The following is a 12023-nucleotide window of genomic DNA, read 5'->3' as shown; positions in this document are numbered from 1 at the left end:
GGAAGGCTAGAGAGTGTCCTCTTCCATGACCCCACCCGAGGGCATCATCAACCCGCCGATCGACGAGCTCCTCGAGGCGACCGACTCGAAGTACAGCCTCGTGATCTACGCGGCCAAGCGCGCGCGTCAGATCAACGCCTACTACTCGCAGCTCGGTGAGGGCCTGCTCGAGTACGTCGGTCCGCTGGTGGACACCCACGTCCACGAGAAGCCGCTCTCGATCGCCCTGCGCGAGATCAACGCGGGTCTGCTGACGTCCGAGGCCATCGAGGGCCCGGCCCAGTAGGTTCATACGTTAAATCGCTCTTTATCCACAGGCCCGGCAGCGCGACTGCCGGGCCTGTGGTGTGTCATAGGGGAGATGCTCCAGGGGAGAGGTTCCGCCAGGAGCGCGGTGGGCGCGGTGGAGGGAGACACGGTGGACAAGCCGAAGGTCGTTCTGGGGGTGGCCGGCGGGATCGCCGCCTACAAGGCGTGCGAGCTGCTGCGCCGGCTGACCGAGTCGGGCCATGACGTACGGGTCGTGCCGACCGCTTCGGCCCTGCACTTCGTGGGCGCGGCGACCTGGTCCGCGCTCTCCGGGCACCCCGTCAGCACCGAGGTCTGGTCCGACGTCCACGAGGTGCCGCACGTACGCATCGGGAAGTCCGCCGACCTCGTGGTGATCGCGCCCGCCACCGCCGACCTCCTCGCCAGGGCGGCGCACGGACTCGCCGACGACCTGCTCACCAACACCCTGCTCACGGCGCGCTGTCCGGTCGTCTTCGCGCCGGCCATGCACACCGAGATGTGGGAGCACCCCGCCACCCAGGAGAACGTGGCGACGCTGCGCCGCCGGGGAGCCCTTGTCATCGAGCCCGCCGTCGGGCGGCTGACGGGCGTCGACACCGGCAAGGGCCGGCTGCCGGACCCCGACGAGATCTACGAGGTCTGCCGCCGCGTCCTGGCCAGAGGGGTCGGGGCCCCCGACCTGGCGGGACGTCATGTCGTGGTCAGCGCGGGCGGCACACGCGAGCCGCTCGACCCCGTCCGCTACCTGGGCAACCGCTCGTCGGGCAAGCAGGGGTACGCCCTGGCGCGTACGGCGGTCGCGCGCGGAGCGCGAGTCACCCTGATCGAGGCCAACACCGGCATGACGGACCCGGCGGGCGTCGATGTCGTGCACATCGGGACGGCCGTGCAGCTCAGGGAGGCCGTACTGAAGGCCGCGGCCAGCGCCGACGTCGTGGTGATGGCGGCGGCCGTCGCCGACTTCCGCCCCGCCACCTACGCCGAAGGCAAGATCAAGAAGAAGGACGACCAGGAGCCGGCCCCGCTGGTGCTGATCCGAAATCCGGACATCCTCGCCGAGATCTCGGCCGAGCGCGCCCACCCGGCGCAGGTGGTCGTCGGGTTCGCCGCCGAGACGGACGACGTCCTGGCCAACGGCCGGCACAAGCTGCGGCGAAAGGGCTGCGACCTCCTGGTCGTCAACGAGGTCGGGGAGCGCAAGACGTTCGGCGCCGAGGAGAACGAAGCGGTCGTGCTCGCGGCGGACGGCGGCGAGACCCCGGTGCCGTACGGGCCGAAGGAGGCGCTCGCCGACACCGTCTGGGACCTGGTGGTCCCGAGGCTGGCAACGCCGGGCGGGGCCGAATCCGAGGACGAAACCGAAAACTAATGAATTCCTTGTTACGCCCGTTTCTGCCCGGTCGGGTGTGGCCAATGGTGACGAACGTGTGATTCCGCACCCGCCGAATGAGTGGAATCCGTGCAAAACCACAACAGTCGACCCCTGGCCATGCCCGATCCAGGTATCGCATAATGCAGTGCTTGTGGCCGCGGCGCTTCCAGGGAGCGAGACACTCTGGACCTGCGGCCCGATACGACCGATAAACTGGTCAAGGAACGTCGAGGGGCGCAGCCCCCGGCCGGTCCGCCAATGATCAGCCAGCAGCCGCTGCAACCTCAGGGAGCGATGTGTCCCGCCGTCTGTTCACCTCGGAGTCTGTGACCGAAGGTCACCCCGACAAGATCGCTGACCAGATCAGCGACACCATTCTTGACGCGCTCCTGCGGGAGGACCCGGCCTCCAGGGTTGCCGTGGAGACCTTGATCACCACCGGCCAGGTCCATGTCGCCGGTGAAGTGACCACGAAGGCGTACGCCCCGATCGCCCAGCTCGTGCGCGACAAGATCCTTGAGATCGGCTACGACTCCTCGAAGAAGGGCTTCGACGGCGCCTCCTGCGGCGTCTCGGTGTCCATCGGCGCGCAGTCCCCGGACATCGCCCAGGGCGTCGACACCGCGTACGAGAAGCGCGTCGACGCCGCGGCGGGTGCCGAGGACGACGAGCTGGACAAGCAGGGCGCCGGCGACCAGGGCCTGATGTTCGGCTACGCGTGCGACGAGACGCCCGAGCTGATGCCGCTCCCGATCCACCTGGCGCACCGCCTCGCGCGCCGCCTCTCCGAGGTCCGCAAGAACGGGACCATCCCGTACCTGCGCCCCGACGGCAAGACCCAGGTCACCATCGAGTACGACGGCGACAAGGCCGTCCGCCTCGACACCGTGGTCGTCTCCTCGCAGCACGCCTCGGACATCGACCTGGACTCGCTGCTCGCCCCCGACGTCCGTGAGTTCGTCGTCGAGCACGTGCTGAACCAGCTCGTCGAGGACGGCATCAAGCTGGACACCGAGGGCTACCGCCTGCTGGTCAACCCGACGGGCCGCTTCGAGATCGGTGGCCCGATGGGCGACGCCGGTCTCACCGGCCGCAAGATCATCATCGACACGTACGGCGGCATGGCCCGCCACGGCGGCGGCGCCTTCTCGGGCAAGGACCCGTCGAAGGTCGACCGCTCGGCGGCGTACGCGATGCGCTGGGTCGCCAAGAACGTCGTCGCCGCCGGCCTCGCGGCCCGCTGCGAGGTCCAGGTCGCGTACGCGATCGGCAAGGCCGAGCCGGTGGGCCTGTTCGTGGAGACGTTCGGCACGGCCACGATCGACACGGAGAAGATCGAGAAGGCGATCGCCCAGGTCTTCGACCTGCGCCCGGCCGCGATCATCCGCGACCTCGACCTGCTGCGCCCGATCTACTCCCAGACCGCCGCGTACGGCCACTTCGGCCGCGAACTCCCCGACTTCACGTGGGAGCGCACGGACCGCGTGGACGCCCTCCGCGAGGCCACCGGCCTCTAGGAACACCGCTCCCGCTGGGGCCCCGGACACCCATGGTGCCCGGGGCCCCGCCGCGTTCCGGGGGGCCCGGGAGGCGGGATCAGAAGTGAACGCCACCCGGAGCAGGCGGCGCCACGGTGTCGGGGCCCGCGCCGTTGAGCGGAGTGTCAACAGGCTCCGCGGCCGGCTCCGCGACGACCTGGCGGATCTCCTCGGCCTGGTCGCCGTCGAACTGGTCGAGCGTCTGCGCGATGTGGGCCGCCAGGAGCACTACCTCCGGAGCGTCGGGTGAGAGCCCGACCGCCCGCAGGAACTGCGAGAACGCATGCGCCCCTCCCGTACGAGGCGGGGAGCCGGGCCAGTACGGCGACTCGCCGGCCGCAGAGACGTCCGGGTCCTCGGGGCCGTCGTCGCGCAGGGCCGAGGGCACGAGGTGCCGCAGGCGTTCGTCGATGTCCTCGTTGTTGACCACCGAGGTGAGCTGCGCCAGCAGACCGATGTCCTTGACGGTCTTGTCGATCTCGTCGTTGTTACGGTGCAGCAACCACACGGCGGCGCTGCCCGTGGTCCGCAGCACGTCCTCGCCCAGATAGGTTCGGCGGCTTTTTTCGAACCTGCGCTCGTGCTCCCATACCGCCTCGTCCTTACGGACGGCGGCGAGCTTGGTGAGCCGTTCCTGATCCTGGTCCGCGAGCCTGAGCGTCACCCCCAGCGCCATCGCCTGCACCCGCCCGGTGGGGTCCTCGTGCATGGTGGCCAGGGCGCCGTTGAGCTCGTGCTGCACGAGAGAGCCACGGGTGGGATGGCGGACAGCCGTGATGTGCGTGGCGCGCTCCAGTACTGCTTCGACCGCCAGACCCGCCTGGTTGACCGGCGGCGAACCGGCCGGTGCCCCGAGCGGGTACCAGCGCACTGTGGCGGACAGCAGGAAGTCGTAGTCCGCCATCTCGCTCGGAACAGCCACATCGGTGACCACCAGCTCGCGGCGCTCCACCGGAGGGGCCGGCAGGTCCGGCTCGGTGAGGTACCGGTTCGAGAAGGGATCCTCGTGCCGGGCCCTGAGGCGCAGGGCGAGCGTGGGCGCGGTGACGAGCAGCACGGCTGCGGCTGACCAGGCCCACCACGGCCAGTGGAGGGAACATCCGGCGATGGTGAGGATCAGCCCGCCGATGAGAGTGAGAAAGACCGTCACGGTTTTGTGGCCGGAACTCATGGAGTGGTTGTCTCCCCCGCTGAAAGGAAGTGGGCATGTTGTGCGGCGCTGATCTTCCGGTACAGGTCGTCGGGGAGGTCGGACCGCGGGGGAGGGCGGCCTGCCGCCCAGCGGATCGAGCTGCGGTAAAGCGCCCCCAGCAGATCGCCGCGCGGCGCGCAGGCCGCTACGAGGATGTCGAGAAGCCGGTCGGCGAACGGGGCTCCTGTGGAGGCGGCGTCGAACCACGCCCGCACAGGGAAGGACCAGTCCTGGGCGGGGACGCCGGCGAACACGGCCGTCCACCCGGCGATGAGGTCCTTCCGTACGCCGGACTCGGCGATCAGCGAGCGCGCCCGTGAGCCGGGATCGGTGAGGGGCCCCGGAGCGGAGTGATCGAGGAAGAGGAGGGCGTCCTGTCCGACTGTGGAGGTGTCGCCCACCCCTTGCGCCGCGTTCGCGAATGCCTCGGCCAGCCGGGCCAGCAGGCGTCTTCGCAAGCGGTGGTCCAGCCGGGTCAGTTCCAGGAGAGCCGTACCGGCCACGGTCTCCGGTTTCTCCCGGCGGGCGAGGTGGTGAAGACGCACCAGAGCGAGATAGGGATGGGTCACGGCCATGTACTCCCGGCAGACCTCGACCAGTACCTTCCGCTGCACGCTCGACAGGTGTGCGTTCCTGGACCAGTTCAGAGTTTCCTCGCGGAACACGCGGCCGAATTCATGATGTTGGAGACCGCAGCCGAGGATGAGCGTTGCCGCCCGCAATTGCTGCGTATTCCTGGCACTCGTGTTGCCGGCTACCCGTGACCAGCGCCTGGCGAGGACGAGCAGATCCTCCGGCCGGCGGCAGGCGAGGCACTCCTCGGAGAATCGGGAGACCACGGCGTCCCGGTCCGAGTCCTCCAACTCCGGCACGTTCACGACCTTGCCGACCCAGTCCCGCAGAGGCCCTCGCAGATCCGGGAAGTCGTGCCACACCCGGGAACGCACAGCCGTGGCCAGTCCCACCTTCGTGAATCTCACCCGGCTTGTTCCGGCGTCGGCCGTGGCGTCCAGTTCCTCCAGTCGTGCCGAGAGCGGCCGATGACGCAGGGCGGGCCGTGGCCGTGCCGGCGGGTCGACGGCGTCGAGCAATAGAGCGGCCGAGTGGTGGATGGCGTCACCGCGCGCCCCGTGCAGCATCGCCGCCGCCACTAGAAGAGAACGGGGTGCTCCCTTGCGGACGTTTCCGAGGAGGGTGCCCGCCTCGGCCGATCGCCCCTGGGAGGCTTCCAGAGCCTGGGTGCACCAACTGTCGAAGTCACCGCCCCGGTTTCTCGCCGTGCCGATGTACTCGGCGAAAGTGGCGATTGTACGGAGCGGGTGACGTTTGCTCAGAAGTTTGCCCAGCGCCTCCGGGACGGGCATTGAATCCACCGACTTCGGATCGATCTCCGGATCCGCTTGCCTGAGGTGACGCCTGATGATGTCCGATTCCATACCGGGAGGCCGCGAGATGAAGCAGCGCAGGCTCGCATGCTCCGGAGTGAGCGTGTATTCCGTCCGGGGCGGCAGGATCACCACGAGCGCTGCCTCTCGCTCATCGGCCACCTTCCGGTAGGAAGGAAGCTCCGCCTGGACACGCAGCCAGCACTGCTCGTTCTCCCTGGAGAGATCCAGCAGGAGCCGGTCCTCGTCCCCGATGTGCTTGTGATTGAGCGGGCGGGATGACTCCGACTCGTCATCCAGTGGGATTTCGTGCAGCGGACCAGGTGTGCGGGGCAGGAAGTCCAGCAGCATCTTCGCCGCCGCAGTCCTGCCGTTCCCGGCTTCGCCGTCCAGCAGGACGGTTCCTTTCTTCTCCAACTTTTCGAGGGCTTCGCTGAAGCCCTCGGGTGGTTCGAACCGTTCCCTGAGCCATCCGAGCTCTCTTTTCGCGAGAGCCTGGGGAGTCCTGCCCTGTGCGTCCTTCGCCAGCGACTCCTCAGCAGGGGAGCTTCCAGGTGCGTGGAAGTGCTGGTGAATGTTCTGCGGCCCGGGCCCCGAGTGCGTCACCCCGTTCATGGCGCCGATATGCGTGGTCGTCTCGCTCATCGCTCGTTGTCCCGGCGCCGGCGTCCCTCGCCGAACGTGTTGCGATTGCCTCCGTCGTGCTGATCCCCGGCCACGTACGACGAGCCGTCGCCGGTCTGGTGCGGGGCGTGGTGGTGCTGGTCGCCCGATCCGGTGTGGAGGTAACCGTCGACCCGCTCGATGTTCGTGCTGCTGATGCCGCCCGTGACGTCCCGGGCCTGAGTCACCGTGCCTCCCGTCACCTCGCCCATCGAGTTGTTCGTCGCTCCGGGCTCGGCGGACTCGCCCGCCTCCTTCAGCGCGCGTTCCGCCTCCTCCAGCGCCGGCACCTCTTCCGCCAGGAAGTCGCCGATGCGACGCAGGCCGTCGGGGTCCTGGGTGTCGTACCGGAGGGAGTGGCACCGAGCCAGCTTGCTCAGCTCGGGCGGCAGGGAGGCCGCCTTCAGCCGCTCCGTCCTGCGGCCCAGGAGAACCGGCACCACCGTGACCCCGCAGCGGAATGCCTCCAGGATCTCCCTGCGCACCCAGTCGTCCTGGTCGTTCAGGCGGGGGGATTCGGCCCAGTGCTCTCCGACGACCGCGACGAGCACGGAACTCTTCCTGACACCGATCAGTAATTCGTCGTCGAAGAGCGCTCCCGGCTTGATGGACTTGGCGGCCCGGAAGATCATCCCGTCGCCGAAGCGTGCGCTGAGTCCCTTTTCGAGGGCGTCGGCGGTCTGTTCTCCGTCGCCGGTCCGGTAGTTGATGAAGACCTCGGCCATGATGTGGTGTCCTCTCGTGCGATGCGTGCGTGCGGATGACAGATGGCGGCTCATGTGCGGCTGAAGCCGCAGGTACGGGTGATGGCTGCGGGCAACGGCTGCCGGCAGACGCGGGGCTCTACCGCGCTGTGGCACCGGGGGAGAGGGCGAATGCCAGCAGCGGGGCCAGTTCCCGGACGGCGTAGTTCCTCTGGTGGCGGCCCAGCGTGTGCGAGAGCCTGCGCAGGTCGAGGGCGATCGTCGCCGAGTCGACGGTGTGGGCCGCGCTCAGCATTCCCCGCGTCAGTTCGCAGGCGTGCTCGATCTCGCCGGCCAGGGCGTGCGCGAGCGCCTGCCGTGCGCCGTACCGTGCACGTGTTCGCATCGCTGTCGGGGGAATCAGCTCGATCTCACGGTCGAGGACCTTCGCCGCCTGCCGAGGCCTGCCCAGATCGAGCAGACACCAGCCGGTGGTCATGGCCACCGGATCGGTGAGATGGCTCGTGCCGAGCACGGGGCCCGCGCCGTCCGGTGCCTCCCGGGAGAGCAGTGCGCGTGCACGGTCCAACTCGCGCATACAGGTGTCCTGGTCACCCGCGAGCGCGTGTCCCTGGGCCTCGCGCTGGGCTGCGAGGCCCAGTACGCGGTGAGGGAGGCGGCGCGACCGTACGCCCTGGACCAGCGCCACTGTCCCGGCCGCGTCGCCCCGGTAATAGGCGACGAGCCCCCGGCGTACGAGGGCGTACGAGGCGAGACTCTCGTCGCCGGTCGCCGCCGCGAGTTCGACCGCGTGGTCGGTCCAGCGCAGGGCCTCCTCCACCGCTCCGGCCTCCTGGGCCATCCACCCGGCGAACTCGGCGTACCGGGCGCACAGCGTGAGCAGGCCGTGGGCCGTACGGGGGCCGCAGCGTGCGGCCAGCGCACGCAGCGTCCGAGTCTGCTCGGCCAGCGCGGGCAGCACGGCCGCCGGTGGTGCGGTCTGGCCCAGGCGGCGGAACTGGTCGAACAGCGCGCGGGACGCGTCGAGCAGTGTCCCGTCGGCCGGCCAGTCCTCGGGGTGCCGGCCCCCGGGGGCCGCGGCGCCGAGCACCGACACCGCGCCCGCCGTCAGCACCTGTCGTCGCCCAGGGGCTGCGGATGGGACCTCGCGCGGTCCGCCGGGTGGTGTCACCTCGGTGCCCCGCCCGGTGGGCACAAGGGAGATGAGAGCGCCCCGGGTGTTCAACGCCGCGTCGCACAGGCGGGCCAGTTCGGGGGCGGGGCGCTTGTGCCCCGTCTCCACCTTGCTGAGCTGGCCCTTGCTGTAGTGGACGAGTGCGGAGAGCTCCGTAAGTGTCAGCCCGGCCGCGATGCGCGCCCGCCGCAGCTCGCTGCCAAACACGGATGTCTCTTCGAGCACGTGCCCTCCCCTGATGCTGTCACGGGCCCTGATGCCGTTCGCGGGCCGGCTCTGTGGCCCCCTGGCCGGTCGCGAGCCAGCGTCGTCCCGCCGACGTCCTACGGGCAAGCGGGACGGCGGAGTTTCCCGTTTCCGGTTCTCGTCCGGTTGTGGAGGCAACCGGATTCCGCCGTCCCTGTCGAGACGGCGATATCGGCCACGCGTGGGCCGGATCGGGACTCGGGGGACCCAGGTGGTTCAGGGCGGTCAGTGGGGCGACGAGATACTCAGGGGAACCGAAGGCACGTCAGGAGCTGGGCTTCGGGGGTGTGAAGACGCGGACCGTGCTCAGGATCTTCTGGACCGTCGCGTCCGGTATCTCGTCCGGGACTCCCGCGGCGCCGACGAAGCTCCAGGACACCAGGTCACCCTTGGTGTCCAGGAAGGCGAACGTCGTCGCCTTGCCGTCCGTGTCGCACTTGCCGGTCTTCTCCGTGGTGACGCCCGAGGAGGTGGCCGTCGCCACGGTGCCCTTGAGGCCGGACTTCGTGGTGAACGACTCCGCCCGGGTCGTGTGGATGTTGTCCTTGTTCGGCTGGGTGTACGCGCCGTAGACCCACACGCCCACGCTGTTGACGGCGGCCTGCGTGGTGCTCTTCGCGCCGGCCTCGCCCCGGGAGCCGGCCATGCCCAGTGCCGAGTCGTCCATGGTGCCGTCCTTGTCGGCGTCGGACTCGCACCACTTCTCCTTCAGCATCGCCGGGGCGGTGAAGCCGATGAGGGGCTTCTCGTCCGGGTCGGCCCTGTCGGCCACATAGCTCGACCAGGTGACCGGTTTGACCGCCCACTCCGGCGGTACGTCGAACGCGACGCCGCGCGTGGGGTTCAGTACGGCCTTCCAGCCGGGTATCAGCGGCTTCTGGGCGTTGGCCGCGCTGCGCGGGTTCGGGTCGGTGGTCGTGGAGGGTGAGGCGGTCGGGTCCGGCTTCGCCGGGTCGTCCTTGCCGCTGCCCAGGACGAGTGCGGTGGTGACGCCGCAGGCCAGGACGACGGCGATCGCCGCGCCGATGGCCACCGTCCTGGTGCGGTTGCCGCCGCCTCCGCCGCCTCCGGGAGGGGGCGGCTGCATGCCCGCGGGCACGGTCGGGGCGGCCCACGGGGGCTGCCCGGACGGCTGCTGGTACGGATTCGGTTGCGCGGGCTGCGCCGGTGGTACCGGCTGCCCGGGATACCCGGGCTGCCGCGCGTACGGGTTGGGCTGCTGATACGGATTCGCTTGCGAGTTCGGCGGGTTCTGCTCGTCCCCCGACGGCTGCTGTCCTGGCCACATGTGGAGCAACCATAGAGGTGGGCCCCGCGCGGAAACCGTACGGGTCGTGCGGCCCTCCGGGCCCTCGGTCACCGGCCGGCCGGCGAAGGAGGCCGGTGTCAGTCCCGTCTGGTAGGAATTTGGCTGTGAGCAGCGACAACGAGCACTCCGAGGGCCCCGCACAGAGCGGCGCCCCCGAGCAGCTTGCGCTCATCCGGGAGACCGTGCGCCAGGCCAAGGTGCCGCGTGCCAAGCCGCGGACCTGGCGGGGGGCGGCGCTCGCCCCCGAGCTGCCCGTGGCGCGGGTCCTGGTCAACAAGGGCGTGCTCCACCTCGATCAGTTTTTCGACTACGCGGTGCCCGAGGAGCTGGACGCAGAGGCGCAGCCCGGGGTCAGGGTGCGGGTGCGGTTCGGAGCCGGGGCGCATCAGGTGCGGGGCGGGCGGCGCGAAGGCGGGCGGCTGATCGACGGATTCGTCGTCGAGCGGCGCGCCGAGTCGGACTACGCGGGGCCGCTCGCCGCGCTGGCCGGTGTGGTCTCGCCCGAGCCGGTGCTCAGCCCCGAGCTGCTCGGGCTCGCCAGGGCCGTCGCCGACCGGTACGCGGGCAGTCTCGCCGACGTGATCCAGTTGGCGATCCCGCCGAGGAACGCGCGCGCCGAGTCCCGGCCCTCACCGGAGCCGCCCGGGCCCCCGGCCGCGCCCGATGCGGGGACCTGGGGGCGGTACGCGAAGGGGCCCGCGTTTCTCGAAGCCCTCGCGGGCGGCGGCGCGCCGCGCGCCGTATGGACCGCGCTGCCGGGGCCGCACTGGGCGGACGAGCTGGCCAGGGCCGTCGCAGCGACGCTCGCTTCCGGCCGGGGCGCACTCGTCGTCGTACCCGACGGGCGGATCGCCGCCCGCGTCGACACCGCGCTCACCGCGCTGCTCGGCGAGGGGCGGCACGCGCTGCTCACCGCGGAGGCGGGCCCGCAGAAGCGGTACCGCGAGTGGCTCGCCGTACGGCGTGGCTCGGTGCGGGCCGTCGTCGGGACGCGCGCCGCCATGTTCGCGCCCGTCCGGGATCTGGGACTCGTCGCGATCTGGGACGACGGCGACGGCAGCCACAGCGAGCAGCACGCGCCCCAGCCGCACGCGCGCGAGGTGCTGCTGCTGCGCGCCGCGCACGACAAGTGCGGCTTCCTGCTGGGCAGTACGGGGTGCACGGTCGAGGCAGCGCAGCTCGTCGAGACGGGCTGGGCGCTGCCGATCGCCGCCGACAGGGAGCAGGTGCGTCAGGCGGCGCCGTTGGTGAGGACGGTCGGCGACGGCGACCTGGCGCGGGACGAGGCGGCGCGGGCGGCCCGGCTGCCGAGCCTCGCCTGGCGGGCCGTCAAGGAGGGGCTGACCTCGGGACCTGTGCTGGTGCAGGTACCGCGGCGCGGGTATGTGCCCCGGCTCGCCTGCGAGCGGTGCCGTACGGCGGCCAGGTGCAGGCACTGCGCCGGCCCGCTGGAGGCGCCCCGGCAGCGGGAGCTGCACTGCGGGTGGTGCGGGCGGCAGGAGCAGGACTGGCGGTGTGCGGAGTGCGGCGGTACGCGGCTGCGAGCCCAGGTCGTGGGGGCGCGGCGGACGGCGGAGGAGCTGGGCCGGGCGTTTCCGGCCGTGCCGGTCCGTACGTCGGGGCGTGACCATGTGCTCGACTCGGTGCCGGGACGGCCGGCGCTCGTGGTGAGCACGCCGGGGGCCGAGCCGGTGGCCGAGGGCGGGTACGCGGCGGCGCTGCTCCTCGACGGCTGGGCGATGCTCGGGCGCCCCGACCTGCGGGCGGGGGAGGAGGCGTTGCGGCGGTGGATGCAGGCGGCGTCCCTCGTGCGCGGTCAGGGCGAGGGCGGCACCGTGGTGGTGCTCGCCGAGCCGACGCTGCGTCCTGTGCAGGCTCTGGTGCGCTGGGACCCGGTGGGACACGCGCAGCGTGAGCTGGCCGAGCGCGCCGAGCTGGGCTTTCCGCCCGTGTCGCGGATGGCGTCGGTGGCGGCGCGGGTGGGGGTGCTCGGACCGTTCCTGGAGTCCGCCTCGCTGCCGGGCGAGGTGGAGGTGCTGGGGCCCGTACCCCTGCCGCCGGCCGACCCGGGCAGGCCGCGCAGGCCCGGCGATCCCCCGATGGGCGAGATCTGGGAGCGCGCCCTGCTGAGGGTGCCGCCGGGGAGCGG

General features: G+C 71.0%; 9 protein-coding genes. 4 read left to right on the top strand and 5 right to left on the bottom strand.

Features of this window, described 5'->3' with window-relative positions:
* Positions 1 to 13 precede the first annotated feature (13 nt).
* From rpoZ to metK, 3 genes are all read left to right on the top strand, one after another.
* Entirely contained in the window at positions 14 to 286 is a 273-nt protein-coding gene (gene rpoZ / locus QR77_RS05160; RefSeq protein WP_040019913.1) for a DNA-directed RNA polymerase subunit omega, read from the top strand.
* Positions 287 to 418: 132 nt separating this feature from the next.
* Complete coding sequence (gene coaBC, locus QR77_RS05155; protein WP_052489535.1) at positions 419 to 1660, top strand: bifunctional phosphopantothenoylcysteine decarboxylase/phosphopantothenate--cysteine ligase CoaBC; 1242 nt, start codon at positions 419 to 421, stop codon at positions 1658 to 1660.
* A gap of 299 nt (positions 1661 to 1959) precedes the next feature.
* On the top strand, positions 1960 to 3180 hold the full coding sequence (metK, locus tag QR77_RS05150; RefSeq protein WP_040019910.1) for a methionine adenosyltransferase: 1221 nt from the start codon (positions 1960 to 1962) through the stop codon (positions 3178 to 3180).
* A 79-nt stretch (positions 3181 to 3259) separates the two neighbouring features.
* On the opposite strand, the gene QR77_RS05145 is transcribed toward metK, so the two are convergent.
* The 5 genes from QR77_RS05145 to QR77_RS05125 form a co-directional block, all read right to left on the bottom strand.
* Positions 3260 to 4372 carry a hypothetical protein gene (locus QR77_RS05145; RefSeq protein WP_052488552.1) on the bottom strand — a complete coding sequence of 371 codons (1113 nt, stop codon included), beginning with the start codon at positions 4370 to 4372 and terminating at the stop codon, positions 3260 to 3262.
* On the bottom strand, positions 4369 to 6423 hold the full coding sequence (locus tag QR77_RS05140; RefSeq protein ID WP_040019905.1) for a hypothetical protein: 2055 nt from the start codon (positions 6421 to 6423) through the stop codon (positions 4369 to 4371). Before QR77_RS05140 ends, QR77_RS05145 begins: the two co-directional genes overlap by 4 nt.
* Positions 6420 to 7166 (bottom strand): toll/interleukin-1 receptor domain-containing protein, encoded by a 747-nt coding sequence (locus QR77_RS05135; protein WP_040019904.1) that lies wholly within the window; start codon positions 7164 to 7166, stop codon positions 6420 to 6422. Before QR77_RS05135 ends, QR77_RS05140 begins: the two co-directional genes overlap by 4 nt.
* A 118-nt stretch (positions 7167 to 7284) precedes the next feature.
* On the bottom strand, positions 7285 to 8544 hold the full coding sequence (locus QR77_RS05130) for a helix-turn-helix transcriptional regulator (protein ID WP_040019902.1): 1260 nt from the start codon (positions 8542 to 8544) through the stop codon (positions 7285 to 7287).
* 286 nt (positions 8545 to 8830) lie between these two features.
* Positions 8831 to 9652 (bottom strand): hypothetical protein, encoded by an 822-nt coding sequence (locus QR77_RS05125; RefSeq protein ID WP_052488551.1) that lies wholly within the window; start codon positions 9650 to 9652, stop codon positions 8831 to 8833.
* Between the two features lie 326 nt (positions 9653 to 9978).
* On the opposite strand from QR77_RS05125, the gene QR77_RS05120 reads away from it, so the two are divergent.
* Positions 9979 to 12023, top strand: a 2045-nt coding sequence (locus QR77_RS05120; RefSeq protein WP_040027343.1) for a primosomal protein N', incomplete at its 3' end; no start/stop codon positions are given.

The sequence above is a fragment of the Streptomyces sp. 150FB genome (assembly GCF_000818195.1).
In the GTDB taxonomy this organism is placed as follows: domain Bacteria; phylum Actinomycetota; class Actinomycetes; order Streptomycetales; family Streptomycetaceae; genus Streptomyces.
Note: the sequence above shows the minus strand (reverse complement) of the source record. Positions and strands in the feature narration are given on the sequence as shown.